This window comes from Pseudophaeobacter profundi, assembly GCF_029697505.1.
Classification (GTDB): Bacteria; Pseudomonadota; Alphaproteobacteria; order Rhodobacterales; family Rhodobacteraceae; genus Pseudophaeobacter; species Pseudophaeobacter profundi.
Genome location: NZ_JARJEF010000005.1, coordinates 121306 through 146741 on the forward strand (window position 1 = coordinate 121306; position 25436 = coordinate 146741).

Below are 25436 nucleotides of genomic sequence, written 5' to 3' on the forward strand. Positions count from 1 at the left end.
TCCCATCGGCGGGTAGTACGCAGGGACAAAGGCATGTGCGGGGAGGCTTTTATGCGCGACGATCCAAAAACCCTTGTATCAACCGAGTGGCTGGCAGCCCATCTGCAGGACCCGGACCTGCGGGTGCTGGATGGCTCATGGTATCTGCCGCAGGAAGGGCGCGACGCAAAGGCGGAATATGACGCGGCTCATATTCCCAATGCGCGCTTTTTTGATATCGACGATATCTCGGATCACCGGTCAGATCTGCCACATATGGTGCCGCCAGTCGAAAAGTTCATGTCCCGTTTGCGCGCCATGGGCGTGGGTGACGGGCATCAGGTGGTGGTCTATGATGGCGCCGGGCTTAAATCTGCGGCGCGGGTTTGGTGGCTGTTCCGCCTGATGGGGCAGGCCAACGTTGCGGTTCTGGATGGTGGTCTGCCAAAATGGGTGGCCGAGGGCCGCGAGACCGAAGATCTGCCACCGGTTATCCGCGACCGGCACATGACGGTGCGGGTGCAAAATCATTTGGTGCGGGATGTGACGCAGGTGTCCTCTGCCGCCAAGCTGGGCGATCACGAAATCATCGACGCCCGCGCCGCGGCGCGCTTTCGTGGCGATGTGCCCGAACCCCGCGAAGGGCTGCGCGCCGGGCATATTCCGGGCTCCAAAAACACACCTTTCACTGATTTGCTCGCCTCTGATGCCACGATGAAAGCGCCGGAAGAGCTGCGCGCCGTTTTCACGGCGGCGGGCGTTGATCTGAACAAACCTGCCATTACCACCTGCGGGTCGGGCGTGACCGCCGCCGTCCTGAGCCTCGCCCTAGAGCGGATCGGCAAGACCGATCATGCGCTTTATGATGGCTCATGGTCGGAGTGGGGCGCGTTTCCCACCCTTCCCGTTGCAACCGGAGAGACCTGATGTTTGAGACCCTAAAGCCGCAGCCTGCGGATAAAATTCTCGCCCTGATGCAGATGTTTCGCGAAGATCCGCGCGACAACAAGATCGACCTTGGTGTTGGCGTCTACAAAAATGCCGAGGGCCAGACCCCGGTGATGCGGGCGATCAAGGCGGCAGAGCACAAGCTCTGGGAGGAGCAGACCAGCAAATCCTATGTCGCTCTGGCTGGCGACCCTGCCTATAGCGATGCGATGATCAAACTGATCCTCGGCGATGCTGTGGCGCGTGACACTGTCGCGGCAGCGGCGACCCCCGGTGGGACCGGCGCGGTGCGCCAGGCCTTTGAGATGATCAAGATGGCCAACCCATCAGCCAAGGTGCATGTCTCGGATCCGACCTGGCCCAACCATGTGTCGATCCTGCAATATGTGGGCATCGAAGCTGTCAGCTATCGCTATTTCGATCGCGAAACCCGTGGCGTGAACTTTGATGGCATGATCGAAGATCTGAAACAGGCGGCCAAGGGCGATGTGATCCTGCTGCATGGGTGCTGTCACAACCCCACCGGTGCCAATCTGAATGCGACGCAGTGGCAAGCGGTGATCGCGCTGATGAATGAACGCGGCCTGATCCCGATGATCGATATTGCCTATCAGGGCTTTGGCGATGGTCTGGAAGAAGACGCGCGGGGTGTGCGCATGGTGGCTGCCGGCTGCCCCGAGGTGCTGATCGCGGCCAGCTGTTCCAAGAACTTTGGCATCTACCGGGAACGTACCGGGCTGCTGATGGCGCTGTCGCAGGATAAGGGCGCGCAGGCGCTGAACCAGGGCACCCTGGCGTTTTTGAACCGGCAGAACTATTCGTTCCCGCCGGATCATGGCGCGCGTCTGGTGACGATGATCCTGAACGATGAGGCCCTGCGCGCCGATTGGGCCGCCGAGCTGGAAGAGATCCGCCTCGGCATGTTGGGGCTGCGTACCGATCTGGCCGCAGAATTGCAGCGCCTTTCCGGGTCTGACCGCTTTGGCTTCCTGGCGCAGCACCGCGGCATGTTCTCGCTCTTGGGGACCACCCCTGATCTGGTCGAGAAAATGCGCGTCGACAATGGCATCTACATGGTGGGCGACAGCCGGATGAATATTGCGGGGCTGAATTCCGCAACCATTCCGAGGCTGGCCAAGGCGATCATAGACGCCGGCGTCTGACCCCAAAGACCTGACAACCCATAGACTGAAAGCGCGCCCTTTGCGGCGCGCTTTTTGCTGCTTAACGAGATGCTGAATTTGAATGGCCGAAGAGGTGGAAAAAAACGCGCCCCCTGAGGGACGCGTTTCTGTAATCTTTCAGGATTTCCTGACGGCTTAGCCTGCCTTGAACTCGGGGTAGGCTTCCATGCCCAGCTCTGCCATGTCGAGACCGTTGATCTCATCTTCTTCGCTGACGCGGATGCCCATGGTGGACTTCAGGACCAACCAGACAATGCCGGAGACGATGAAGGTGAAGGCACCGATGGCAACAAAGCCGGTGATCTGGGTGATGAACGAAGTGTCCGCAGTATAAAAGGGAACCGCGAAGGTGCCCCAGAGACCGGCAACCAGGTGCACCGGAATGGCGCCAACCACGTCATCGATCTGCAGCTTGTCCAGCAGTGGCACAACAAAGACCACGATCAGACCACCCACGGCACCAATCCACAGAGCGCCAAACAGGGTTGGGTCGAGCGGGCCGGCTGTGATGGAAACCAGACCGGCCAGCGCGCCGTTCAGCGTCATGGTAAGGTCGGGCTTTTTGAACATCACCTGGGTCAGGATCAGAGCAGTGACCGCACCGGACGCAGCCGCCATATTGGTGTTGGCAAAGATGCGCGAAATATCAGTGATATCGCCCACGGTGCCCATCGCCAGTTGCGAACCACCGTTAAAGCCGAACCAACCGAGCCACAGAATAAAGGTACCCAGGGTCGCCAGGGCCAGGTTGGAACCCGGCATCGGCACAACCTTGCCGCCTTTGTATTTACCAATACGGGGGCCAAGGATCAGGGCGCCGGCCAGGGCTGCAAAGCCACCTGCCGCGTGTACCAGGGTAGAGCCAGCGAAGTCAGAGAAGCCCATTTCCGACAGGAAGCCGCCGCCCCACTGCCAGGAGGCCTCGATAGGGTAGATCACGCCGGTCAGGACGGCGACAAAAATCAGGAAGGGCCAGAGCTTGATGCGTTCCGCCAGGGTGCCCGAAACGATCGAGGCAGTGGTCGCGCAGAACATCAACTGGAAGAAAAAGTCAGAGCCGACCGAAGCATAGTCCAGCGAAGCATCCGCTGCGGCCAGGCCGACGGGTTCCAGCGAGGTCGGAGCAAAGGCCCCCAGCAGGCCGGGAATGGACCAGGCATCGCCGGGGTACATCAGGTTAAAACCAACCAGCCAGTACATAATGGCGGCAATCGAGAACAGCGCGATGTTCTTGGTCAGCTGCATGGTGACGTTCTTGGAGCGTACCAGACCGGCTTCGAGCATGGCAAAACCAGCTGCCATCCAGAACACCATAAAGCCACCAATCAGGAACAGCAGCGTGGTAAAGATATAGGGCGTGATATCCGCAGGGGCTGCGGCTGCGGCCTCATCCGCCAGGGCCAGGCCCGGCAGTGTCGTCAGCGCAAGGGCCGACAAGGAAAGAGAGAGTTTACGCATCAGTAGTCCTCCAAATGCGGCGCTTAAAGCGCGTCTTGATTGGTTTCGCCGGTACGCACCCGCATGGCCTGCGCAACATCGAGAACAAAGATCTTGCCGTCACCGATCTTGCCGGTTCGGGCAGTGCTGGCGATGGTTTCGACCACCTGATCGGCCATACTGGCAGGCACCACGATTTCCAGCTTCAGCTTGGGTACAAAGTTCACTTCGTACTCGGCACCGCGATAGATTTCGGTATGGCCCGCCTGGGCACCAAAGCCTTTGACTTCAGAGACCATCAACCCCGAGACGCCGATGCCTGTCAGGGCTTCTCGGACGTCCTCCAGCTTGAAGGGTTTGATGGCAGCTATGATCATTTTCATTTCGACATCCTTTCTGGAGGGCGCCTGTCACCTGGGTTGATTGTGTCATCCAGGGCCAAAAGGCGGGCACCCGCATCATTGCCAATGCAGAAAAGCCAAGGGGCCGCGTTGGGGGAACCGAAGGGGCGCTGTGGTATCGCTCCATCTGGTATCGCGGCTAAAAAAAGAGCGGATTATTGCCTGTTCGCCCGCAATTTGAGCAGTTCGCGAAGGCAAATTCCCCGCAAACCCCCTCTCTACAATGCGCCGCGAAGCGGGTAGAGTGGTTAAAACGGGCAAACCGGGCAGGATTATCGAGATGGCGCAAGGAACAGGGCGTAGGCCACTGGTGGCAGAGAAACGCTATGCAAAGAACGGCTCCAAGGGGGCTGCCAGGCGGCCAGCGGGCCAGTCTGGCGGCGGGCTTTGGGCGCGGCTTTTTGGTAAACCAAAGCCGCGTGCGCGGCCAAAGCCCGGCTCCAAACCGGGTTCAGCCACCAGAAAAGGTGCGCCGCGCAGGGCTGTTCGCAGTCGGAAACCCCGTGGCCTGATTGGGACTTTGCTGGCGCCGTTTCGCTGGATCCTGCGCCTGGTCTGGGGCTTTACCTGGCGGGTTGGGATGGTTGTCGTCACGCTGGTTGCCCTGGCGGTGGGCTACCAGACCTCGCAGCTGCCGCCTGTGGCGGATCTGTTGGATGGGCGCGCGCGTGGCTCTGTCACTTTGCTGGACAATACCGGCGAGGTCTTTGCCTGGCGCGGCGATCAATTTGGTGGCGTGGTAACGGCGCAGACGGTTTCGCCCAATCTAAAGAACGCTATTGTCGCCACCGAGGACAAGCGGTTTTACCGCCACTTTGGGATCTCGCCGCGTGGTGTGGCCTCGGCGGTGCGCATCAACCTCAGCGAAGGGCGCGGGCCGCTCTCGGGGCATGGTGGGTCTACCATTACCCAGCAGACCGCTAAACTGCTCTGTCTGGGGCGGGTCTATGATCCGGACGACTGGGAGAGCGAGGCCGCCTATGAGAATGATTGCCGCCAGGGGTCGCTGTGGCGCAAGGCAACCGAGGCAGTCTACGCCCTGGCGATGGAAGTTAAGTACAGCAAGGATGAGATCCTCTCTATCTATATGAACCGTGCCTATATGGGCGGTGGTGCCTATGGGGCCGAGGCGGCGGCGCAGCGCTATTTTGGAAAATCTGCCAACCAGCTGAGTGCCGCCGAAGGTGCCATGCTGGCTGGGTTGCTAACCGCGCCGTCCTCTCTGGCACCGACCAATAATCTGCAGCGTTCGCAGGATCGCGCCGCAACGGTCCTGCGTCTGATGGAGGAACAGGGCTACCTGACCACCGCCGAGGCCCGGTCTGGACAACAGGCCCCGGCAGAGCTGAGCGAGGCCGCCGAGGCCCGCGCGGGTGGCTATTTTGCCGATTGGATCATGGATAGTGTGCCCAATTACTTTGGGGCCCAGACAACCGAAGATGTGGTGATCCGCACCACCATCGATCAGCGGCTGCAAACCGCCGCAGAACAGGCGATGAAGCACGTCTTTGAAAACAAGGTGCGCGAAGGTTCCAAGGCGCAGGCCGCCATTGTTGTGATGAGCGCAGATGGCGCGGTGCGGGCCATGGTTGGCGGGCGCAGAACCCGTGTGTCTGGCGTGTTCAACCGGGCGACCCAGGCGAAGCGGCAGACCGGATCTGCCTTCAAGCCTTTTGTTTATGCCACCGCGTTGGAGCTGGGCTATTCGCCACTCGATGTGTTGCTGGATGCAGAATACTGCATGACGGTGCCCGGCTCGGGCGAATGGTGCCCGAAGAACTATACCCGAAAATACTATGGCGAAGTGACCCTGGCGCGGGCGTTGCGGGATTCGCTGAACATTCCGGCGGTCAAGCTGTCAGAGGCAGTCGGTCGTGACCGCGTGCGCCGTGTCGCGACGGATTTTGGGATCGACAATGACATGGCCGAAGGCCCGGCGCTGGCGCTTGGGGCCTCGGAAAGCACCCTGCTGGAAATGACCGGGGCCTATGCGGGCATTCTCAATGGTGGATCTTCGGTGACACCCTATGGCGTCGCAGAGCTGCGCCTGGTGACAGATGACGTTCCCTTGATGGGCCGTAGTGGCGGCATGGGCGAGCGGGTGATCCGCACCGAGGCTGCGCAACAACTTGTCTGGATGATGGAAAAGGTCATCGCCGAAGGCACCGGTCGCCGTGCCCAGATCCCCGGTTGGCAGGTGGCTGGGAAGTCTGGCACCACCCAGGCGGCACGGGATGCCTGGTTCATCGGCTTTACCGCCGACTATGTGGCTGGCGTCTGGATGGGCTATGATGACAATACCCCCTTGCGCGGCGTGACCGGTGGTGGCCTGCCGGCGGAGATCTGGCAAGAAACCATGGTGCGGGTGCATGAGGGGCTGACCCCGACGCCATTGCCGATGCTGGCACCAGCGCCGATTGCGCCACCGGTTGAAACGACGCGGCGGCGAAACCAGATTCAGCCAGGACGAGAGCTGGGCCGAGCCGTGGATGGTCTGCTGCGGGATATCTTTGGCCGCAACTAGCCCTGGCAGCAGACCCGGAAAAACAATAGGCTCCCCGAGGGGAGCCTTTTTTATGTAGTGTCAGTCTGATGCGGCCACAGAGGGCGCGGGCGATTAGCTCTGGCGCTTCAATTCTGCAATCATTGCATCGATATCGCCCTTGTTGCTGTCCAGAATGGCGCCAATCTCGGTACGTTCCGTCAGCAGCAGGTTCACTCCTTCGATATACATGTTAAAGAAGAGCTCCTTGCCGGAGCGATCAGAGACCAGGAAGGTCACCTCAAACGGGGCCTGGCCCTGCAGCCGTGCAATGGTGCTGACTTCGTACCATTTCTTGACCCGCTTTACGCCTTTTACTTCCAGGCTGCCGCCGATGAATTCGCGGAAGCGCTTGCCGTATTTGCGCGAGATATAGCCCTGAAACGCCTTGGAGAAGGCGCGCTTTTGCCCGGAAGAGGCACGACGGGCATCCACCCCAAGCGCATAGGCCGCAATATAGGAAGTGTCGCTGAACTTTTTGAAAATGCGCTCAAAATCGCGGAACATGGCATTTTCGGATTTGCCGGATGCGATGACTGTATTGATGTCGGTGACCAGGCTGTTGATCAAATTGCTGGCACCGGCTTCATTCAGCGCCCAGAGCGGGGTGGCTGGGACAAGGGCGGCACTGGCGGTCAGGCCGGTCAGAAAACTACGGCGATGCATCATTTAAAATCCTTCGGTATCTAGTTCAAAGGGATCGATCTCACTGATCTCTGCGGTTTCGCCCAGCTGGAACCGGCGGTTTTGCAGGTACAGCAGGCGCGCTTGGGCATAGCTGTCAGCGCTTTCGTAAAGAATCGAATCCACAGTATCTGAATATGTGCCACGGTCGCCCATGCGGCGCACTATCTCTGCATAGACCGAGATGTTATCGGCGGGATTGTTCCGAGCATAGCCTACGGGGTTTGTGAAGAAATCGACCAGAATGCCGGTTGCATCCCGCGCGGTCGAGGGGCCGTAAAACGGCAGTTCGACATAGGCGCCTTCCCCCATGCCCCAAACCGCGAGTGTCTCGCCAAAATCGGTATCGACCTCAGGCATGCCAAAATCAGAGGCGGGGTTGGCAAGGCCAAGAAAGCCAATCGTGGAGTTCATGGCAAAACGCGCCAGGGCCTGACCGGCCATCTTTGGGTTGCCTTGCAGCAGGGCGTTGACTGCCTGCCCCGGCATCGACAGGTTTTCGGCGAAATAGGAAAAGCTGTTGACCATCGGTGGCGGTACGATGGCGACATAGCCCTTAGAGGCGGGGCGGAAGGCAAAGCGGTCAACCGCAAGGTTCAGGCTGTGGACCGACCTATTGGTGCGCTCGTAGGGGTCAAAGACCTCTCCTGCGGCTTTTGCTTCAGGGCTTTGGGTGGCGCAACCTGCCGTTGACAAGACCAGGGCAACAAGCGCAAAGACATAACGCGTTTTGATTAAAATTCGCATTCGAGTAGAGATCCACTTGGGGCGTAGTTAAAAAGGCACGAGCCGTCTATTTAGAGAAAAACCCCCAGCTTCCCAATTCGACAGCAATTTGTTTGTACGTTTGTGGCAGATACGGAACAGGTTTCCGGGTAAACGTCGTTGCCCAGAGGTCTAATGCGTCGCAGGGCAATTGAACAGGTAGTGCACAGGCAAGATGGAAAATAAAACGTTCCAGCCGGGCTATGAAGAGCTCATCTCCTGCCGTCGTCGCAGTCGCAGCCTGTATTGGGCCGTTGGGGTTTTCAGCTTTTTTGTGAATCTGCTGATGCTTACCGGTCCGCTCTATATGATGCAGGTCTATGACCGGGTCCTGGGGAGCGGCTCTGAGGCAACCTTGGTGGCGCTGTCGCTGTTGGTTCTGTTTCTTTACGGAATGATGGGCCTGCTGGATTATGTTCGTGGCCGGGTGCTGGCGCGAATCGGTGCGCGGTTTCAGGCGCAACTGGATCGGCGGGTCTTTGATGCCATGGTGCGCCGCTCGGCGGTGGCGCAGGATCCGGTTGCCCAGACAGGTACCACCGATCTAGAGGCAGTCCAGCGTTTCATGTCCTCGCCGGTGCTGGGGGCGGCCTTTGATCTGCCCTGGACGCCGTTCTTTTTGGCGGGGATTGCCCTGTTTCACCCCTGGCTTGGGATGTTGGCCCTGGGCGGCGGAGCGGTTCTGGTCGCGGTTGCCTTGCTCAACCAACTGTTCAGTCGTGCGCCGCTGCAACAGGCGGCGCTGTCGTCGCACCGGGCCAATCTGTCCTCCGAGGAAATCCGCAGCGAAGCAGAGATGATCCAATCCATGGGGATGCGCGGGGCGGCGTTTCAGCGCTGGCAAAAGATCCGCAAAGAGGCGCTGAAGGATACCTTGGCAGCCAATGATACCGGCGGCGGGTTTACCACCCTGACCAAAACGCTGCGGCTTTTCCTGCAATCGGCGATGCTGGGGCTTGGTGCCTATCTGGCGCTGCAGGGTGAGGTCTCGCCCGGGGCGATGATTGCCGGCTCTGTCCTGATGGGGCGGGCGCTGGCCCCGATCGAGTTGGGTCTTGGTCAATGGGCCATGGTTCAGCGGGCGATCAAGGGCTGGCATGCGCTGGCCGAGCTGCTGACCAAAGTCCCGGTAGAAGCGGCGCGCACCGAACTGCCCCGGCCCCGCGCAGATCTAGAGGTGCAGGCGCTGGCTGTGGTCCCCCCCGGTGACAGTCGCGCCCAGTTGCGCAATATCAGCTTTCGGGTGCAACCGGGGCAGGCGATTGGTGTCATTGGTCCGTCTGGCTGTGGCAAATCAACATTGGCCAAGGCGCTAACCGGGGCCTGGCGTCCGGCAGCGGGAACCATCCGGCTGGATGGCGCGGCGCTGGATCAATATGATCCAGATGTGCTGGGGCGTCATTTTGGCTATTTGCCGCAGCGGGTGCAGCTGTTTGAAGGCACCATTGCCCAGAACATTGCCCGCCTTGCCGATACGCCAGATGCTGAAAAGGTGGTCACCGCGGCCAAGAAGGCCGCTGCCCATGATATGATCGTCAACCTGCCCGAAGGTTATGATACCCGGATCTCGGCCGGCGGTGGGCGATTGTCTGGCGGGCAGATGCAGCGGGTGGCATTGGCGCGGGCGCTCTATGATGCGCCGGTCATTGTGATCCTGGATGAACCGAATTCCAATCTCGACAACGAAGGCTCCATCGCGCTGAATCAGGCGATCAAATCTCTGAAGGCGGCGGGGCAGTCGGTGCTTATCATGGCGCATCGTCCGGCGGCGATCCAGGAATGTGACATGCTGCTTGTGATCGACAAGGGCAGCCAGGCCGCCTTTGGTCCGAAAGACAAGGTTCTGCAGGATATGGTGGCGAACCATCAGACCATCCGCCAGTCTTCTGGTGCGGGGGGGGTACGATGAACCATGACGCCGCACAAACCGATGCCGAATGGTCAGCCCGCCGCCCGCTTTGGCTGGGAGTCTGGGGGCTTGTGATCCTGCTAGGCGGCTTTGGCACCTGGGCGGTGATGTCCTCGATTGCTGGGGCGGTTGTTGCCTCGGGGCGGATTGAAGTCGATCAAAATCGCCAGGTGGTGCAGCATCTGGATGGCGGTATCGTTGCTGAAATCCTGGTGGAGGAAGGCGACAGCGTCGCGCGTGGCGAGATGCTCTTGCGGCTGGACGCCAAAGAACTGCGCTCGCAACTGGCCATCACCGAGGGCCAATTGTTTGAGATGATGGCGCGGCGCGGGCGCCTTGAGGCCGAGCGCGACGGCGCCGCCGGGATCAGTTTTGCCGCAGAGCTGCTGACGCTGGCGCAGGCGCGCCCGGCGGTGGCGGATCTGGTCGAGGGCCAGCGCCGCCTGTTTGTGGCGCGCGGCGAATCCATCGCGCGCGAGATCGAACAGCTGGGCAAGCGCAGTGCGCAGACGCGAGATCAGATTACCGGGGTCAAAGCGCAGCAGAGCTCGATGGAGTTGCAGCTGGAACTGATCGCTGAAGAGTTGAAAAATCAGGTGACCCTGCTGGAACGTGGATTGGCCCAGGCGGGAACGGTGCTCAACCTGCGCCGTACCCAAGCGGACCTGAGCGGTCGTCTGGGGGAACTCATCGCCACCGAGGCCCAGGCCTTGGGGCGCATCACCGAAACCGAGATCGAGATCCTGAAACTGGGCTCTGCCCGGCGCGAAGAGGCCATTACCCAGCTGCGTGACCTGCGCTATCAGGAGCTGGAACTGGCCGAGAACCGCGCGACCCTGCTGGAACGACTGGACCGGCTGGATATCACCGCGCCTGTTTCGGGGGTTGTCTATGATATGCAGGTGCACACGCCGCGCTCTGTTATTCGGGCGGCGGATCCGGTGCTCTTTCTGGTGCCGCAGGACCGGCCACTGGTGATTGCCGCGCAGGTGGCGCCCACCGATATCGACCAGATCTATGTCGGCCAGGATGTGACCCTGCGGTTTTCGGCTCTGGACCAGCGCAATACGCCGGATCTGTTTGGCACGGTGACGCAGGTTTCGGCGGACGCCTTTGAGGACGAAGGCACAGGGGTGTCCTATTACCGGGCCGAGATTGAGCTGAACCCCGGTGAGGTCCAGCGCCTGCCAGCCGGTGCGGTCCTGATCCCTGGCATGCCGGTAGAAAGCTACATCCGCACCCAGGACCGATCACCGATGGCCTATCTGGTGAAGCCGCTGGCTGATTATTTTGTCAAAGCCTTCCGCGAGGACTGACGCAAGACGCAAGGCGGCTTGTTGCGTTTTTTCCCTTTTCGGCAGCGCCCATCGGCGCTAGCGTCGCCGCGAAACATGGCCGTTGAAGGAGCGTGGCAATGAACATCGAAGCGAAACTGAAAGATCTGGGTGTTACCCTGCCAGAGGCGCCGGCTCCGGCGGCCAATTACGTGCCCTATGTCGTTGCTGGCGACATGGTCTATGTCTCGGGGCAGATTTCCTCTGACGAAAACGGACTGATTACCGGCACCCTGGGCGCTGACATGGATGTGGCGGCGGGGCAGCTGGCGGCCAAGCGCTGTGCCATTTCCCTTCTGGCGCAGTTGAAAGCCGCCTGTGGTGGTGATCTCGACCGTCTGGTGCAGGTTGTGAAACTGGGGGCGTTTGTCAATTCCACCGCCGATTTCACTCAGCAGCCGCAGGTTGTGAACGGGGCCTCTGATTTTCTTGTGGCAGCGCTAGGCGATGCCGGGCGTCATGCGCGCGCCGCGGTGAGTGCGCCATCGTTGCCGATGGGTGTCGCCGTTGAAATTGATGCGGTGTTCCAGATCAAATGAAACCAGAGCTGCCTGCCGCGTTCCTGACGTTGCCTGTCGCGCATCGGGCGCTGCACGATCTACGGCATGGCCGCCCGGAAAACAGCCGTGCAGCTATTCGGGCTGCGATGGCGGCGGGCTATGCCATTGAAATTGATCTGCAGGCAGCCAGTGATGGCTGCCCGATGGTGTTTCACGATGACCTGCTGGATCGGGTGACACCAGCCCAGGGCCGGGTGCGCGACCGCAGCCGGGCCGAGCTGGAGGCGATCCCGCTAAGCGGCGGCAATGGCGAAACCATTCCCACCCTGCAAGAGGTGCTGGACCTGGTTGCGGGGCAGGTGCCCTTGCTGATCGAGATCAAGGATCAGGATGGCCAGCTTGGTGCCAACACCGGTGCGTTGGAAGCGGCCACCGCCCGCGCCCTGACCGGTTATGCCGGACCGGTGGCGGTGATGTCCTTTAATCCGCATGCCGTTGCGGCGCTGGCCAAATATGCGCCCGACATCCCCCGTGGTCTGGTGACCAGCGCCTATGATCCCAAAGACTGGGAGGGTCTGCCTGTGGATGTCTGCGATCGCCTGCGCGAGATCCCCGACTTTGACAGCAGCCAGGCCTGTTTCATCAGCCATGAGGTCGGCGATCTGTCGCGCGAACGGGTGCAGGCGCTGCGGGTCGCCGGGGTTCCGGTTCTGGCCTGGACGCTGAAAACGCCCGAGGCAGAAGCCGAGGCGCGCAAATGGGTCGATAATATTACCTTCGAGCAATATCTTTCGCCGCTGCCGGGTTGATCCGCCCAAGACATTGACCAAATAAGAGCAGGGCAGGGAGAGCAAATGGACCAAGAACCGGTTGAAATTCGCGTGCTTGCCTCGTTGTCGCAGATCGCGCCAGAAGCCTGGGATGCCTGTGCTTGCCCCGAAAGCGTCGGCGGGCAACGTGCTGTTGATCCCTTTACCACCTATCGGTTTCTTGCCGCACTAGAGCAAAGCGGCTCTGTCGGGGCAGGCACGGGCTGGCAGCCGCAATATCTGACCGCCTATAGTGGTGGACAGCTGATCGCCTGCGCACCGCTTTACGCCAAATCCCACAGCCAGGGCGAATATATCTTTGATCACAACTGGGCCCATGCCTATGAGCAGGCTGGCGGGCGCTACTACCCCAAGCTGCAGATCGCGGTGCCCTTTACCCCCGCCACCGGGCGGCGGCTGCTGGTGCGTCCCGGTTTTGAGCGGATCGGCCAGTCGGCGCTGGTGCAGGGGGCGGTGCAGCTGGCGCGCGACAATCAGTTGTCCTCGCTGCATCTGACCTTTTGCACCGAAGCAGAGGCCGAGTCGGGTAAGCAAATGGGGCTGCTGCGGCGCACCAGTCAGCAATTTCACTGGGTCAATGACGGCTACCCCGATTTTGACGGGTTTCTGGCGGCGCTGTCATCGCGCAAGCGCAAGATGATCCGCAAGGAACGGGCCCAGGCGCAGGGCTTTGGTGGCACCATCCGCAGCTATACCGGCGATCAGATCCGGCCCGAACACTGGGATGCCTTCTGGGCGTTTTATCAAGACACCGGCAGCCGGAAATGGGGCACGCCCTATCTGACGCGGGATTTCTTTTCGATCCTGCAGGACACCATGGTGGAAGACATGCATCTGGTCCTGGCCGAGCGGGAGGGCGCGTTTGTTGCCGGGGCGCTGAATTTTATCGGGCGTGATGCGCTTTTTGGCCGATACTGGGGCTGTTTGGAACATCACCCCTGCCTGCATTTTGAAATGTGTTACTATCAAGCGATTGAGTTTGCCATCGCGCAGCGGTTGCAGCGGGTCGAGGCCGGCGCGCAGGGAGACCACAAGCTGGCGCGCGGCTATCTTCCGGTTGAAACCCATAGCCTGCACTGGCTGGGGGATCCCGGTTTCGCCGAAGCCGTCAGTCGCTATCTCGATGCAGAACGCGATGCCATCGCTGAAGAAATCGAAGTGCTGACCAGCTATGGCCCGTTTCGGCGCGCCAATGTGGAGGAACAGGAATGAACGAAAAACTATCAGACGCCACCCGAGGGCCTTTGCTGGATCCGTTGTTTCAAAACGGATGGGAGATGGTCGAGGGCCGCGATGCCATCACCAAGACCTTTGAATTTGACAGTTTTGTCGAGGCCTTTGGCTGGATGACCCGTGCGGCCCTTTGGGCCGAAAAATGGAACCATCACCCAGAGTGGAGCAACATCTACAACCGGGTGGTGGTGGTGCTGACCACCCATGATGTGGGGGGGATTTCAGCGCAGGATGCCAAACTGGCGCGCAAGATGGAAAGCCTGGCCTGAAGGGGCGTCCCCCATGCCATGGGCTGCGCAGGGGTGGCATCCCTCGCGCAGCCAGAAGGCCGGGTTAGCCCATTGCGTCCAGCAGGCCTTCACCAGCCGAGAGTTCGCACTGGCCAGGGTTTTCTTCCATGTTCAGCACGCTGACCACGCCGTCTTCAACCAGCATGGCATAGCGCAGCGAGCGGCCGATCAACCCGGCAGGGGGCGCATCAAACCGCATGCCGATGGCATCGGTGAAGCTGCTCTCGGCATCGGCCAGCATGGTAATCCCTGCAGCGGTGGCGCCAGTGGCTTCGCCCCAGGCCTGCATCACAAAGGGATCATTGGCCGAGATGCAGATGATTTCATCCACGCCCTTGGCCATGAACTGATCCTTGGTGCGAATAAAGCTGGGCACATGGGCTGAATGGCAGGTGGGGGTAAAGGCTCCGGGCACCGCAAAGATTGCAACTTTCCGTCCCTTGACCTTGTCGGTGATCTTCACTTGTTCCGGGCCTTCGGCGCCCATCTGGGTCAGCGTGGCGTCGGGCAGTTTCTCTCCGGCAGAAATCATTGCGGCTTTCCTCTGTTGTGGTGATTGCGTTTTGGTTCTTGGCCCCTGTAGGGTCACCGCGACAAGAGACCAGAATATCTGCGAAAGGCAAAGGGTGAAATGAGCCATATCGTTGTAATCGGTGCAGGGCAGGCCGGATCGTCCCTGGTGGCAAAGCTGCGCAATGATGGGTTTGACGGGGATATCACCCTGATTGGTGCCGAAACTGCCCTGCCTTATCAGCGGCCTCCCCTGTCCAAGGCCTATCTGCTGGGGGAGCTTGCGCTGGAACGGCTGTTTCTGCGCCCTGAGAGTTTTTATAGCGACAACAACATCACACTGCGTCTGGGCTGTCGGGTGACGGCAATCGATCCTGCGGCCAAAACCGTTTCCATCGGGGATGAAGTGATTGCCTATGATCAGCTGGCCCTTACCACCGGGTCCGACCCACGGCATCTGCCTGCTGCCATTGGCGGCGACCTTGGCGGCGTCTTTGTGGTGCGTAGCCTGGCGGATGTGGATGCAATGGCGCCGCATGTGGTCGAGGGTAAGCGGGCGCTGATCGTCGGTGGCGGCTATATCGGGCTAGAGGCGGCTGCGGTCTGCGCCAAGCGCGGCGTCAAGGTCACTCTGGTAGAGATGGCCGAGCGCATTCTGCAACGTGTTGCCGCGCCGGAAACATCCGACTATTTTCGCGACCTGCACGAAAACCATGGTGTCGATATTCTGGAAGGGGTCGGGCTGCAACAGTTGCACGGGGCTGCGGGCAAGGTCAGCCGGGCAGAGCTGAGCAACGGTTCCGTGCTGGATGTTGATTTTGTCGTTGTTGGCGCAGGCATCACGCCGAGCACCCAACTGGCCGAGATGGCCGGGCTGGCGCTGGATAACGGCATCAAGACCGATGCGCAGGGGCGGACCTCTGATCCGGCGATCTGGTCGGCGGGCGATTGTGCTTCTTTCCCCTACAAGGGGGGGCGCATCCGATTGGAAAGCGTGCCCAATGCCATTGATCAGGCCGAAGTGGTGGCGCAAAATATGATGGGCGCTGCCAAGACCTATGTTGCGACGCCCTGGTTCTGGTCTGATCAATATGATGTCAAACTGCAGATTGCCGGGTTGAACACCGGTTATGATTCAGTGGTGACGCGGGCTGGTGAGGGGCGCACAACCTCATTCTGGTATTACCGGGGCGATCAGTTGGTTGCGGTGGATGCGATGAATGATCCACGCGCCTATATGGTTGGCAAGCGGTTGATTGACATGGGCAAAACCGCTGACAAAGCGGTGGTGGCAGATCCCGCGGCAGACTTGAAGCCGCTGCTGAAAGCATGAGGATCATCGCAGGTGATTTTCGCGGGCGCGCACTGACCGCGCTGGGCAAGGGCGATGCGGGCGCGCATCTGCGCCCCACCACCGACCGGGTGCGCGAAAGCCTGTTTAACGTGCTGGCGCATCAGGTCGATTTCGCGGGCATGCGGGTGCTGGATCTTTTTGCCGGCACTGGCGCGCTGGGGCTAGAGGCCCTGTCGCGCGGGGCCGAGAGCGTGACATTTGTCGATGATGGTCGGGTGTCGCAGGGATTGATCCGCAAGAATATCACGCTGTGCCGCGCTGCAGATCAATGTAGCTTGATCAGTCGCAATGCGCTGAAATTGGGTGCAAACCCGGATGCGCCCTTTGATGTGGTGTTCCTTGATCCGCCCTATGGCAAGGGCCTGGGGGAAAAGGCGCTGCAGGTGGCCGAAGCCGGTGGCTGGATCGCCGAGGATGCGCTGATCATCTGGGAAGAAAACGCGCCGATGTCGCCGCCTGCGGGCTATGATTTACGGGATGCCCGCAAATATGGTGATAGCCATATCACCCTGATGCTGCGCAGAATGGTAGTGTAAAGCAGCAGGCCGGGCCAGGACGGGCAGGCGCTGTGACAGGACCGTATCAATATGCCCACAACCTTTCCGACGCCAAAACTGATTATCTTTGATTGTGACGGCGTCTTGGTCGATAGCGAGCGGGTCTCTAACCAGGCGTTGATCGACAATCTTGCACGGCACGGGCTGCATCTGACGCTAGAGCGATCGTTGGAATTGTTTGTCGGTGGCACCATGCCAGGGGTGATGCAGCGGGCCATCGCCCTGGGGGCTGATTTGCACGTGGACTGGGTGGACGAAATATATCGCGAAATCTATGCGGCCTTGGAAACGGGTGTGGCGCTGATGCCGGGCGTGGCGGATCTGCTGGCCCGGCTGGAGGAGCAGCGCATCCCAATCTGCGTGGCGTCCAATGGCAGCGAGGACAAGATGCGCATCACCCTGGGGCAGAACGGGCTGTGGGAACGGTTTCATCCCAGCGCGATGTTCTCGGCGCATTCCTTGGGCGTGTCCAAGCCCGATCCGGGGCTGTTTCTGGCGGCGGCCAGCCATTTTGGTGTCCAGGCACGAGACTGTCTGGTGATTGAGGATAGCGCAACCGGCGCCCTGGCGGCAGCGCGCGCCGGGATGCGCTGTCTGGGCTTTGTCCCAGACGGGGACGGCCGGACCCTTGCAGCGCAGGGCGGCGAGATCTTTACCGATATGGCACAGGTTCCGGCGCTGATCGGCCTGTGATCCGACGGCACCAGAAAACAGCAAAGCCCCAACCACAACAGTCGGGGCCTTGCGATGGGGCGCACAGGGCGCTGTGTCAGCCGTAGGTCGGGTGAAACTTGCCGCCGGGCGACAGTGTAAAGATGTCAAACCCATCTGCGGTTACGCCGATGGAATGTTCAAACTGCGCGGTCAGCGATTTGTCGCGGGTGACGGCGGTCCATTCATCGGCCAGGATCTTGGTTTCCGGGCGGCCCAGATTGATCATGGGTTCGATGGTGAAGAACATGCCCTCTTCCAGTGTGGGGCCTGTGCCGGGGCGGCCATAGTGCAGCACGTTGGGCGGTGCATGAAAGACCTGCCCCAGGCCATGACCGCAGAAATCGCGTACCACGCTCATGCGCTGGCTTTCGGCGTAGGACTGGATGGCATGGCCAATATCGCCAAAGGTATTGCCGGGCTTTACCGCTTCGATCCCCTTCATCAGGCTGTCATGGGTGACCTGGATCAGGCGTTCGGCCTTGCGCGACAGTTTGCCGGCCACAAACATCCGTGAGGTATCACCAAACCAGCCATCGACAATCACGGTGACATCAATGTTGAGAATATCGCCGTCTTTCAGCTTTTTCTCGCTTGGGATGCCGTGGCAGACCACGTGGTTCACCGAGATGCAGCTGGCGTGCTGATAGCCCTTGTATCCTATGGTGGCGGATTTTGCACCGGCCTCTTCGACCATATTGGTGATGATGCGGTCGATTTCCCCGGTGGTCTGACCGGGCACAACATACACGGCGATGTCATCAAGGATCTGCGCGGCCAGCTTTCCGGCCACATGCATGCCGGCAAAATCGGCCTCTTGGTAAATGCGAATGCCGTCTTTGGTGGTGCGGCCGTCTTTTGATCTCATCAAGCTGGGCTCCGTAGGCTCGTGTCTTGCAGGGCTATGTAAGCGGATTTGGTGAAAAGAACCAGAGGGCGCGCGGCAAATCCGAAATCTGCGGCCAAATCCTGCAGCCAGTTTGTAAGAACACTTGGCAAAAGCCAAGGGACCAGGTGGCGGGCGGTCTGGTCACGCAGTTTGTTCAGACGCCGGGCAGTGCCTTGCCGATGGTGATGGCCTGCGGGGAAATCTCGGTGGCGTAGATCAGCCGTTCCACCCCTGCCGCCTGGGCGCGCTTGAAGGTTGCCGCATAGGCCGGATCGATATCTGCCGCTAGGGCGAACCGGTCGCAATCGGTGCGCTGTACCAGATAGAACATCACGGCGCGATAGCCTTGGTTAGCCATGTTTGCCAGTTCGTTCAGATGTTTGGTGCCGCGCGCCGTGACGCTGTCGGGGAACTCTGCCAGCCCCGGTTGGCGCGACAGGGTGACGCTTTTGACCTCGACATAACAATCGGGCAGACCGGGCTGGGACAGCAGAAAGTCTATCCGGCTGTTATCGCCATATTTTACTTCGGGGCGCACCGTCTTGTAGGCGGCTAACGCGGGGATTTCGCCAGCCATCAGGGCGGCCTTCAGGGCACGATTAGGCACCGAGGTATCAACGCCGGTAAAAGTCCCATCATCATGCTCCACCAGCCGCCAGCCGTATTTCAGCTTTTTCTTTGGATCATCATTGGGTTCCAGCCAGACCACCATGCCCGGTTCGGCCAGCCCCATCATAGAGCCGGGGTTGGCGCAGTGGGCGGTGATTTCGCGACCATCCGCCAGGCGGCAATCGGCAAGAAAGCGTTTGTAACGACGCAGCAGGGTGGCGCGGATCAGCGGTGTGGTAAAGTCCATGCGCCTTTGGGTAACGCAGGCGGCGGGGATGTCAATCTATCACGGGAAAACTATCAGTAGGCCGGGTGGATCTGCACCGGGTCTTTGCGGGCAATTCGGCGCAATTGCCGACTGGGGCAGGATGGCGTCTTGCTCTCAAGGCAGGAGAAGCTATCCTGCAGAACAGGCCAGACTCAGAGCCGCAACATGGAGCGAACGAATGCCCAACCCCAGTGCAGCGATGCTGGTCATCGGAGATGAAATCCTGTCCGGGCGCACCCGCGATACCAACACACATTTTCTCGCCACCGAACTGACCAAGCAGGGCATCGACCTGAAGGAAGTGCGCGTGGTCAGCGACGAGGCATCGGCAATTGTTGCGGCAGTTCAGGCGCTTAGCGCTGGATACGATCACGTGTTCACCAGCGGCGGCATTGGGCCCACCCACGATGATATTACCGCCGACTGTATTGCCCAGGCCTTTGAGGCGCATCTGGATGTGCGCGAGGATGCCCGCGCGATCCTGGCGGCCCATTATGCCAACTCTGGCCAGGAGTTGAACGCCGCCCGCCTGCGCATGGCGCGGATCCCTGACGGCGCGCTTCTCATTGACAACCCGGTGTCTTCGGCGCCGGGGTTCAGCCTGGGCAATGTGCATGTGATGGCCGGGGTGCCAATGGTGTTTCAGGCCATGGTGGCCAGCGTGCTGCCAGGGCTGAGCGGCGGCGCGCCGCTCTTGTCGCAGAGCCTGCGCCTGATGCGCGGTGAGGGCGATATCGCGGCCTTCCTGTCGGATCTCGCGGCGCGCCACAGTGATGTTTCGATCGGGTGCTATCCGTTTCAGCATAATGGGGCCTATGGTGCCAATGTGGTGATCCGGGGGCAGGAGGGCGCGGCAGTTGATGCCGCCATGAGCGAACTGGCACAGGAGATGGGCCTATGACCGAAGCATCGGCTGATGCTGACAGGGATGCCCTGACAGATCCCAAATACTACGAGGTGGTCGAGGCCACCTGGCCGCCTGCGAGCAAACGCCGCCTGGGTCCTGTTACGCTGCGCGAAGGGCAGGAGGCAGGCAGCCGGGTTTCGGCCGCCAGCGTCGAGGGTCCGGCCACTGAGGCCGAGATTACAGAGGCAGAACAGGCGATGCGTGCCATGGGGCAAAGCTGCCTTTTCATGATCCGCGATGGCCAGGCAGAGCTGGACGCCCAACTGGCGGATCGTGGCTATGCGATCAAGGATCCGGTCAACCTCTGGACCTGCCCGATTTCCCTGTTGACGCAGGTTGAAATCCCCCGCGTCACCACCTTTGCGCTTTGGTCGCCGTTGGAAATCCAGCGCGAGATCTGGATTTCCGGCGGGATCGGGATGGAACGGCAGGCGGTGATGGAGCGGGTATCCGGCCCCAAGGCTGCCTTGCTGGGGCGCTATGATGACAAGCCGGCCGGCGCCGGGTTTGTTGCGGTGCATGATGATGTGGCCATGGTGCATGCGCTTGAAATCCTGCCCCACCAGCGCCGCCGTGGCATGGGGGTCTGGATGATGCGGCAGGCCGGGTTCTGGGCCGCCGAGGCTGGCGCGCAGGAAATGGCGGTGCTCTGCACCAAAGCCAATACCGGCGCAAACAAGCTCTACGCATCCCTCGGCATGACCTGCTGCGGACAGTATCACTATCGCCATTTGCCAACAGGAGAGTAATTGACCATGACCGAGGAAACCGCCCCCACCGCACTGGACCTGCCGCCGCTAGATCCGCTGCCTGCTGGCATGCAGAAATATTTCAATGTCTGCCAGGATAAGCTGGGCATGGTGCCCAATGTGCTGCGCGCCCATTCTTTTGATGAAAACAAACTGAATACATTCAGTGCGCTCTATAACGAGCTAATGCTGGGTGACAGCGCATTAAGCAAGCTGGAGCGCGAGATGATCGCGGTGGTGGTTTCGGCCGTAAACAGCTGTTTTTATTGTCTCGCAGCCCATGGCGCGGCGGTGCGCCAACTGTCGGGCGACCCCAAGCTGGGGGAAATGCTGGTGATGAATTACCGGGTGGCCCCGCTGGACGCCCGGCAGCGGGCGATGCTGGATTTTGCCGTCAAGGTGACCAAGGCCAGCGCCGAGATCGAAGAAAGCGACCGTGCCGCCCTGCGCCAGGTTGGTTTCACGGATCGTGATATCTGGGACATTGCCAATGTGACCGGTTTTTATAACATGTCCAATCGGGTTGCCTCAGCCACGGGGATGGCGCCGAACGACGCCTATCACGCCCAGTCTAGATGACATCTGGCCAGATCACGCCAGGCCAGGCTGGCTTTGGCCCGTCAAAGCAACGCCCTGTCGGCCTTGTGTCCCTTGTTCTTGCTGCTGTGCTGGGCGGGGGGCTTTGGGTGGTGGCACCCCCGGTTCTGGCAGAGGGCGACGCGGCAGTGGCAGAGATGGATTTGCAACTGCCCGCAGGGGCCAGCCTCAGATCGCGGCGGGAAACGGCATTGGGCAGCTATGCCCTGCCGATAGGCCCCTATTCCGAGCAGGGCATCCCGCAGCGCCTGGCCGAAGGACGAATTCTGCGGCGTAGTTGGCAGCTGGAAGGTGAAGCCACGGTGCTGCAGGTGCTGGATCTTTTGCGCAGCCAACTGGTGGCGCAGGGCTACGAGATCCTGTTCCAATGCGCCGCGCGCCAGTGCGGCGGTTTTGATTTCCGCTTTGGCATCGAGGTGATGCCAGCCCCTGATATGGTGGTCAGCCTGTCGGACTATCACTTTCTGGCCGCGCAGATCCCGGACAGCCCCGAACCGCAGCTGGTTTCCGTTCTGGTGTCGCACAGTGGTGAGGCCAGCTATATTCAGCTGATCGAACTTGGCCCGCCAACCGAACCACCGCTGGCGGTTGCAGGCGCAGAACAACCCGCGCCCAAGGCGCCCCTGCAGCTGCGGCAGCAATTGTTGCAACAGGGTCATGCGGTGCTCAAGGGGATGGCCTTTAATACCGGGGCGGTCACCCTGGGGCAGGGCGCAGGTCCCAGCCTGGAACGGCTGGTGGCATTCTTGACAGGCCAGCCAGAGGCCAGAATTCTGATTGTCGGCCATACGGATACGGTTGGCGGGCTGGCGGATAATGTCGCGCTATCGCAACGCCGTGCTGCATCGGTGAAAGAGGCCCTGGTGCAGGAATACGGTATTGAGGCTGATCGCATTGAGGCCGCAGGTGCCGGCTATATGGCGCCTCTGGCCAGCAATCTGACGGTTGAGGGGCGCGAGACAAACCGCCGGGTCGAAGTGGTGCTGCTGTCCAACTAGGCTGGGCCCGACTGCCCCTGCTGCTGCGGCGGGCTGAAGGTGGCACAGCCCCTGCCTGGGCAGGGGCTGTTGCACGCTGGGCGCTGCCAAGGGAAACGTCAGATCCCGCCCGGCAATTTGTCCCCGATGTCGGCAAGCTATCTCGCCATACGGGGCCTAGTTCGACTGGGACCAGTTCATTGCGTCCTTGTCGGCAAAGGCATGTGCCAGAAAATCAATGAAGGCGCGCACTTTGGGCTGGGTAAACTTTCCGGGCGGGTAGACCGCATATATGCCCTGGGTTTCCATTGGCAGGCTGGGCATGACGTCTTCGACCAATCCTTCGGCCATCGCCTCGGAATAGAGATAGCTGGGCAGATAGGCGATCCCAAGCCCGGAAATCGCCGCGTTAAGCAGGGATTGTCCGTCATTCACCGATAGCCAGCCGGAGGTGCGCACCTGGCGTTTTTCGCCGGATGGCGCAGTGATTTTCCAGACATTGCCGCTGGACTGGTTGGAATAATGCAAAAGCTTGTGACTGTTCAGATCGTCAATCTTTTGCGGGCGGCCAAATTGTTCCAGATAGCTGGGCGAGGCGATCATGCGCTTGTTGGTTTCAGTCAGCTTGCGTGCCTTCAGGGAGCTGTCTTCCAGCTCGCCAATCCGAAGGGCCATGTCGAACCCTTCCGAGATCAGCTCGACATAGCGGTTGTTGAGAACCATGTTGACGGTGATATCGGGAAAATCGCGCAGAAAGTTGGACAGAACCGGCGACAGGTGATTGACGCCAAAATCGGTGGCCACTGAAATACGCAGCAGGCCTGATGGCGCGGATTGCATGGAAGAGACCAGGGCGTCGGCTTCTCCGGCATCATTCAGCACCCGGCGGGCACGATCATAATAGGCGAGACCAATTTCTGTTGGCGATACCCGTCGGGTGGTGCGGTTCAGCAGTCGTGCACCCAATCGGGTTTCGAGGCTGGAGACATGTTTGGAAACGGCGGATTTGGAAATCCCCATCTTTTTTGCCGCATCCGTGAACCCGCCTTGGTCCACGACATTGGCAAAGGCCTCCATTTCGGTCAGTCGATCCATTTGCGGGGTCCTTGTTGTGCATTCTCTGAGCCTTGGTTTGGCGCCGAATTCTGGCAAGAACGCGGCGGGGGTGGGATAATTGCAGGGTTTTTGCCGGATCGTTTGCATTGTGGAAACGGTGGCGACCGGTTGGGGCATGGGCAGTACATGGCTTACACAACCGCTTAGCTGCGCAGTGGGGCATGATCAGGCTGCAGGCCCTGCGGAGATAGGGGGCTGCGTAGATTAAAATGTGAACGAAAAGGTAGGAGTATTCGTCCAGTTGTGCCCAAGAAGTAGGCGGAAAATAACTGAATCTATACCTGTCCCCGGCACAGTAGTTCCCAACTGGACATCATGGTCCCGGCACTAATTCTTGAGGGTAAGCTAAATGCATCGTTTCTCTTTGCGGACACAGATTTTTATTTTGGGGGGCATCTTTGTCGTAATGCTTTCTGCAATTGCGGCAACATCCTGGCTGGTTAGCAATCGTTTGACCGATAGCATCTATCAATCCCGCGTGGTGGTGGCACAACTCAAGAGCCTCGATGACATGAAGGAAGATATCGAGCAGGGTCTGGCGGATCTGCTGGCGTATACCGGGGGCGATGCCAAGGGACTTGCCGGGCTGCGTGGCAACATCGAAGAGGTGGTTGCGGAGGTCGCCGCCGCCGAAGGTCGTTTCGTTTCAGTCTCTATCGAGAGCGCAAAGCAGCAAGATGTCTTTGATGCGGTAATGGCGCTGCAGCCCACTCTGGATGGGTTTGCAGCCACAACCGCACGGCTGGAACAGGCCGAACCAGAGGCCCGCCGCGATATTGCATATGGTGAGATTATTCCTGCGATCTCTTCGTTGCGTGATGGGGTTGATGTGCTGCAAGACACGATGGGGCAACGCAAGCAGCTGGTTGAGGATCATATCACGGCCTTGATCGCGCGCAGTGAGGCGATTCAATTGGGGACCAGTCTGGCGGCGATGATTGGCTCTCTGGTCATGGCGCTGGTCTTTGGTCAGTTGCTCAGCCGTCCGGTGGTTGAGGCTGCAAATGCGGTCAGCCGATTGGCCGAGGAAGACTATAGCAGCGAGATCGAAGATACCCACCGGCGTGATGAGTTGGGCGCAATTGCCCGCAATCTTGCTGCGCTGCGCGACAGGCTGGGCGAGGCGCAGACCATCGAGGTGCGCAATCAGGAAGAAAACAAGCGCCGGGTAGAGCTTTTTCAGACCCTCAGCAGTGCTATGGCGCATCTGAAATCTGGCGATATGCAGCAGCGTATCACCGCAGGAGACTGGAGCGATCTGGGCGAGAGCTATGAGATGCTTTGCATTGATTTCAATGATCTGGCCAATGCCATCGGTGGGTTGGTTGATGAATTGCGCACCAGCTCCCGTGCAGTAGACGAAAATGCACGTGGCCTGTCGACCATGTCTGATGAGATGTCACACCGGGCAGAGACTCAGGCCGCAACCCTGGAAGAATCTGCTGCTGCACTTGAACAGCTGTCAGCCAGCGTTCAATCCGCTGCAGAACAGGCCCAGGCCGCAGATCAGCAGGCCGCCGAAGGCCGCAGACGTGCCGAACAGGGCGGTGAGGTGATGCAAGAGGCGATGCAGGCGATGACTTCGATTGCGGAATCGTCGGAAAGCATCAGCAAGATCATCACCGTAATTGACGATATAGCCTTTCAAACCAGCCTTCTGGCGTTGAATGCAGGGGTAGAGGCCGCCCGCGCAGGTGAGGCCGGTCGCGGCTTTGCTGTTGTTGCCTCGGAAGTGCGTAGCCTGGCCCATTTGGCAGCGAAATCTGCCAGTGACATCAAGGGGCTGGTCACCAACAGTTCGACGCAAGTGTCCGAAGGCGAGCGCCTGGTGCAGGCCACCAGTGAAACTCTGGCTCAGATCGTTGAGAGTGTGACTAGCGTTTCTGGCTTGGTATCTTCCATAGCGTCTTCTGCGACGGAACAGGCGTCGGGTCTGCGCGAAATCAACGTTGGCGTTGCCCAGCTGGACAAGGTCACCCAAGAAAATGCAGCCATGGTTCAAGATACCAGCAACGCCAGTCAGACGATGCGGAACGAAGCCTCGCGGCTGACGGATCTGTTGCAAAAGTTTGCCGGCGAATCAGGGGGCGACAAGCCCGAACGCCTGATCGCCTGATCTTGCCACCACTGGAAACAAAATGGGGGCACCGCGCCAG

The 25436-nt window shown here is 60.1% G+C and carries 25 protein-coding genes; 17 read left to right on the forward strand and 8 right to left on the reverse strand.

All coding sequences use genetic code 11. From position 1 onward, the window contains the following. Positions 1-51: 51 nt before the first annotated feature. On the forward strand, positions 52-906 hold the full coding sequence (sseA, locus tag P2081_RS10325; protein ID WP_278922786.1) for a 3-mercaptopyruvate sulfurtransferase: 855 nt from the start codon (positions 52-54) through the stop codon (positions 904-906). Further along, positions 906-2090 carry an amino acid aminotransferase gene (locus P2081_RS10330; protein WP_278922787.1) on the forward strand — a complete coding sequence of 395 codons (1185 nt, stop codon included), beginning with the start codon at positions 906-908 and terminating at the stop codon, positions 2088-2090. Before sseA ends, P2081_RS10330 begins: the two co-directional genes overlap by 1 nt. A gap of 156 nt (positions 2091-2246) precedes the next feature. On the opposite strand, the gene P2081_RS10335 is transcribed toward P2081_RS10330, so the two are convergent. Together P2081_RS10335 and P2081_RS10340 are read right to left on the reverse strand one after the other, a co-directional pair. Then, a complete protein-coding gene (locus P2081_RS10335; protein WP_278922788.1) occupies positions 2247-3569 on the reverse strand; it encodes an ammonium transporter in 1323 nt (440 codons plus the stop codon). Between the two features lie 23 nt (positions 3570-3592). Next, on the reverse strand, positions 3593-3931 hold the full coding sequence (locus tag P2081_RS10340; RefSeq protein ID WP_278922789.1) for a P-II family nitrogen regulator: 339 nt from the start codon (positions 3929-3931) through the stop codon (positions 3593-3595). 298 nt (positions 3932-4229) lie between these two features. On the opposite strand from P2081_RS10340, the gene P2081_RS10345 reads away from it, so the two are divergent. Next, the gene (locus P2081_RS10345) at positions 4230-6473 is read left to right on the forward strand and encodes a transglycosylase domain-containing protein (protein ID WP_278922790.1); all 2244 of its coding nucleotides are present in this window, start codon (positions 4230-4232) and stop codon (positions 6471-6473) included. 93 nt (positions 6474-6566) lie between these two features. Here P2081_RS10345 and P2081_RS10350 read toward each other — a convergent pair whose 3' ends face one another. Both P2081_RS10350 and P2081_RS10355 read right to left on the reverse strand, forming a co-directional pair. Continuing rightward, positions 6567-7157, reverse strand: a complete 591-nt coding sequence (locus P2081_RS10350; protein WP_278922905.1) for an MlaC/ttg2D family ABC transporter substrate-binding protein — start codon at positions 7155-7157, stop codon at positions 6567-6569. A 3-nt stretch (positions 7158-7160) separates the two neighbouring features. Continuing rightward, on the reverse strand, positions 7161-7922 hold the full coding sequence (locus P2081_RS10355; RefSeq protein ID WP_278922791.1) for an MlaA family lipoprotein: 762 nt from the start codon (positions 7920-7922) through the stop codon (positions 7161-7163). A 193-nt stretch (positions 7923-8115) separates the two neighbouring features. Between P2081_RS10355 and P2081_RS10360 the strand changes: the two genes are divergently transcribed. From P2081_RS10360 to P2081_RS10385, 6 genes are all read left to right on the forward strand, one after another. Next, positions 8116-9849, forward strand: a complete 1734-nt coding sequence (locus tag P2081_RS10360; protein ID WP_278922792.1) for a type I secretion system permease/ATPase — start codon at positions 8116-8118, stop codon at positions 9847-9849. Then, complete coding sequence (locus P2081_RS10365) at positions 9846-11165, forward strand: HlyD family type I secretion periplasmic adaptor subunit (protein ID WP_278922793.1); 1320 nt, start codon at positions 9846-9848, stop codon at positions 11163-11165. Before P2081_RS10360 ends, P2081_RS10365 begins: the two co-directional genes overlap by 4 nt. Before the next feature lie 98 nt (positions 11166-11263). After that, the gene (locus P2081_RS10370) at positions 11264-11722 is read left to right on the forward strand and encodes a RidA family protein (RefSeq protein ID WP_278922794.1); all 459 of its coding nucleotides are present in this window, start codon (positions 11264-11266) and stop codon (positions 11720-11722) included. Next, positions 11719-12492 carry a glycerophosphodiester phosphodiesterase family protein gene (locus P2081_RS10375; protein WP_278922795.1) on the forward strand — a complete coding sequence of 258 codons (774 nt, stop codon included), beginning with the start codon at positions 11719-11721 and terminating at the stop codon, positions 12490-12492. Before P2081_RS10370 ends, P2081_RS10375 begins: the two co-directional genes overlap by 4 nt. Positions 12493-12537: 45 nt before the next feature. Next, positions 12538-13725 carry a GNAT family N-acetyltransferase gene (locus P2081_RS10380; protein ID WP_278922796.1) on the forward strand — a complete coding sequence of 396 codons (1188 nt, stop codon included), beginning with the start codon at positions 12538-12540 and terminating at the stop codon, positions 13723-13725. Then, entirely contained in the window at positions 13722-14015 is a 294-nt protein-coding gene (locus tag P2081_RS10385; RefSeq protein ID WP_278922797.1) for a 4a-hydroxytetrahydrobiopterin dehydratase, read from the forward strand. The genes P2081_RS10380 and P2081_RS10385 overlap by 4 nt, the downstream gene beginning before the upstream one ends. Positions 14016-14079: 64 nt before the next feature. On the opposite strand, the gene P2081_RS10390 is transcribed toward P2081_RS10385, so the two are convergent. Beyond that, the gene (locus P2081_RS10390) at positions 14080-14568 is read right to left on the reverse strand and encodes a peroxiredoxin (protein ID WP_278922798.1); all 489 of its coding nucleotides are present in this window, start codon (positions 14566-14568) and stop codon (positions 14080-14082) included. 99 nt (positions 14569-14667) lie between these two features. Between P2081_RS10390 and P2081_RS10395 the strand changes: the two genes are divergently transcribed. The 3 genes from P2081_RS10395 to P2081_RS10405 are packed head-to-tail and all read left to right on the forward strand — an operon-like array spanning position 14668 to position 17150. Continuing rightward, positions 14668-15879 (forward strand): NAD(P)/FAD-dependent oxidoreductase, encoded by a 1212-nt coding sequence (locus P2081_RS10395; RefSeq protein ID WP_278922799.1) that lies wholly within the window; start codon positions 14668-14670, stop codon positions 15877-15879. After that, on the forward strand, positions 15876-16436 hold the full coding sequence (gene rsmD / locus P2081_RS10400) for a 16S rRNA (guanine(966)-N(2))-methyltransferase RsmD (protein ID WP_278922800.1): 561 nt from the start codon (positions 15876-15878) through the stop codon (positions 16434-16436). The genes P2081_RS10395 and rsmD overlap by 4 nt, the downstream gene beginning before the upstream one ends. 51 nt (positions 16437-16487) lie before the next feature. After that, entirely contained in the window at positions 16488-17150 is a 663-nt protein-coding gene (locus P2081_RS10405; protein WP_278922801.1) for an HAD family hydrolase, read from the forward strand. A gap of 76 nt (positions 17151-17226) precedes the next feature. Here P2081_RS10405 and map read toward each other — a convergent pair whose 3' ends face one another. Both map and sfsA read right to left on the reverse strand, forming a co-directional pair. Next, on the reverse strand, positions 17227-18036 hold the full coding sequence (gene map, locus P2081_RS10410) for a type I methionyl aminopeptidase (protein ID WP_278922802.1): 810 nt from the start codon (positions 18034-18036) through the stop codon (positions 17227-17229). A 175-nt stretch (positions 18037-18211) separates the two neighbouring features. Beyond that, a complete protein-coding gene (sfsA, locus tag P2081_RS10415; RefSeq protein ID WP_278922803.1) occupies positions 18212-18913 on the reverse strand; it encodes a DNA/RNA nuclease SfsA in 702 nt (233 codons plus the stop codon). 199 nt (positions 18914-19112) lie between these two features. On the opposite strand from sfsA, the gene P2081_RS10420 reads away from it, so the two are divergent. Genes P2081_RS10420 through P2081_RS10435 form a run of 4 tightly spaced genes read left to right on the forward strand, consistent with a single transcriptional unit; the run spans position 19113 to position 22185 of the window. Beyond that, positions 19113-19835: a competence/damage-inducible protein A gene (locus tag P2081_RS10420; RefSeq protein ID WP_232402851.1), complete on the forward strand. Its 723-nt coding sequence runs from the start codon at positions 19113-19115 to the stop codon at positions 19833-19835. Beyond that, complete coding sequence (locus P2081_RS10425; protein WP_278922804.1) at positions 19832-20590, forward strand: GNAT family N-acetyltransferase; 759 nt, start codon at positions 19832-19834, stop codon at positions 20588-20590. The genes P2081_RS10420 and P2081_RS10425 overlap by 4 nt, the downstream gene beginning before the upstream one ends. Positions 20591-20596: 6 nt before the next feature. After that, positions 20597-21169, forward strand: a complete 573-nt coding sequence (locus tag P2081_RS10430; RefSeq protein WP_278922805.1) for a peroxidase-related enzyme — start codon at positions 20597-20599, stop codon at positions 21167-21169. Further along, a complete protein-coding gene (locus P2081_RS10435) occupies positions 21166-22185 on the forward strand; it encodes an OmpA family protein (RefSeq protein WP_278922806.1) in 1020 nt (339 codons plus the stop codon). Before P2081_RS10430 ends, P2081_RS10435 begins: the two co-directional genes overlap by 4 nt. A 156-nt stretch (positions 22186-22341) precedes the next feature. Here P2081_RS10435 and P2081_RS10440 read toward each other — a convergent pair whose 3' ends face one another. Then, entirely contained in the window at positions 22342-23259 is a 918-nt protein-coding gene (locus tag P2081_RS10440) for a LysR family transcriptional regulator (protein WP_278922807.1), read from the reverse strand. A 472-nt stretch (positions 23260-23731) separates the two neighbouring features. Here P2081_RS10440 and P2081_RS10445 point away from each other — a divergent pair, with 472 nt between their 5' ends. Further along, positions 23732-25396 (forward strand): methyl-accepting chemotaxis protein, encoded by a 1665-nt coding sequence (locus P2081_RS10445; RefSeq protein WP_278922808.1) that lies wholly within the window; start codon positions 23732-23734, stop codon positions 25394-25396. The last annotated feature ends 40 nt before the right edge of the window (positions 25397-25436 follow it).

What these genes read in the sequence shown, in the direction of transcription:
- P2081_RS10370 (WP_278922794.1), top strand. Translation starts at nt 11,264, where the DNA reads ATGAACATCGAAGCGAAACTGAAAGATCTGGGTGTTACCCTGCCAGAG.
- sseA (WP_278922786.1), top strand. Translation starts at nt 52, where the DNA reads ATGCGCGACGATCCAAAAACCCTTGTATCAACCGAGTGGCTGGCAGCC.
- P2081_RS10425 (WP_278922804.1), top strand. Translation starts at nt 19,832, where the DNA reads ATGACCGAAGCATCGGCTGATGCTGACAGGGATGCCCTGACAGATCCC.
- P2081_RS10385 (WP_278922797.1), top strand. Translation starts at nt 13,722, where the DNA reads ATGAACGAAAAACTATCAGACGCCACCCGAGGGCCTTTGCTGGATCCG.
- P2081_RS10330 (WP_278922787.1), top strand. Translation starts at nt 906, where the DNA reads ATGTTTGAGACCCTAAAGCCGCAGCCTGCGGATAAAATTCTCGCCCTG.
- P2081_RS10420 (WP_232402851.1), top strand. Translation starts at nt 19,113, where the DNA reads ATGCCCAACCCCAGTGCAGCGATGCTGGTCATCGGAGATGAAATCCTG.
- P2081_RS10350 (WP_278922905.1), bottom strand. Translation starts at nt 7,157, where the DNA reads ATGCATCGCCGTAGTTTTCTGACCGGCCTGACCGCCAGTGCCGCCCTT.
- rsmD (WP_278922800.1), top strand. Translation starts at nt 15,876, where the DNA reads ATGAGGATCATCGCAGGTGATTTTCGCGGGCGCGCACTGACCGCGCTG.
- P2081_RS10435 (WP_278922806.1), top strand. Translation starts at nt 21,166, where the DNA reads ATGACATCTGGCCAGATCACGCCAGGCCAGGCTGGCTTTGGCCCGTCA.
- map (WP_278922802.1), bottom strand. Translation starts at nt 18,036, where the DNA reads ATGAGATCAAAAGACGGCCGCACCACCAAAGACGGCATTCGCATTTAC.
- sfsA (WP_278922803.1), bottom strand. Translation starts at nt 18,913, where the DNA reads ATGGACTTTACCACACCGCTGATCCGCGCCACCCTGCTGCGTCGTTAC.
- P2081_RS10375 (WP_278922795.1), top strand. Translation starts at nt 11,719, where the DNA reads ATGAAACCAGAGCTGCCTGCCGCGTTCCTGACGTTGCCTGTCGCGCAT.
- P2081_RS10430 (WP_278922805.1), top strand. Translation starts at nt 20,597, where the DNA reads ATGACCGAGGAAACCGCCCCCACCGCACTGGACCTGCCGCCGCTAGAT.
- P2081_RS10360 (WP_278922792.1), top strand. Translation starts at nt 8,116, where the DNA reads ATGGAAAATAAAACGTTCCAGCCGGGCTATGAAGAGCTCATCTCCTGC.
- P2081_RS10380 (WP_278922796.1), top strand. Translation starts at nt 12,538, where the DNA reads ATGGACCAAGAACCGGTTGAAATTCGCGTGCTTGCCTCGTTGTCGCAG.
- P2081_RS10395 (WP_278922799.1), top strand. Translation starts at nt 14,668, where the DNA reads ATGAGCCATATCGTTGTAATCGGTGCAGGGCAGGCCGGATCGTCCCTG.
- P2081_RS10345 (WP_278922790.1), top strand. Translation starts at nt 4,230, where the DNA reads ATGGCGCAAGGAACAGGGCGTAGGCCACTGGTGGCAGAGAAACGCTAT.
- P2081_RS10335 (WP_278922788.1), bottom strand. Translation starts at nt 3,569, where the DNA reads ATGCGTAAACTCTCTCTTTCCTTGTCGGCCCTTGCGCTGACGACACTG.
- P2081_RS10365 (WP_278922793.1), top strand. Translation starts at nt 9,846, where the DNA reads ATGAACCATGACGCCGCACAAACCGATGCCGAATGGTCAGCCCGCCGC.
- P2081_RS10340 (WP_278922789.1), bottom strand. Translation starts at nt 3,931, where the DNA reads ATGAAAATGATCATAGCTGCCATCAAACCCTTCAAGCTGGAGGACGTC.
- P2081_RS10355 (WP_278922791.1), bottom strand. Translation starts at nt 7,922, where the DNA reads ATGCGAATTTTAATCAAAACGCGTTATGTCTTTGCGCTTGTTGCCCTG.
- P2081_RS10440 (WP_278922807.1), bottom strand. Translation starts at nt 23,259, where the DNA reads ATGGATCGACTGACCGAAATGGAGGCCTTTGCCAATGTCGTGGACCAA.
- P2081_RS10390 (WP_278922798.1), bottom strand. Translation starts at nt 14,568, where the DNA reads ATGATTTCTGCCGGAGAGAAACTGCCCGACGCCACGCTGACCCAGATG.
- P2081_RS10405 (WP_278922801.1), top strand. Translation starts at nt 16,488, where the DNA reads ATGCCCACAACCTTTCCGACGCCAAAACTGATTATCTTTGATTGTGAC.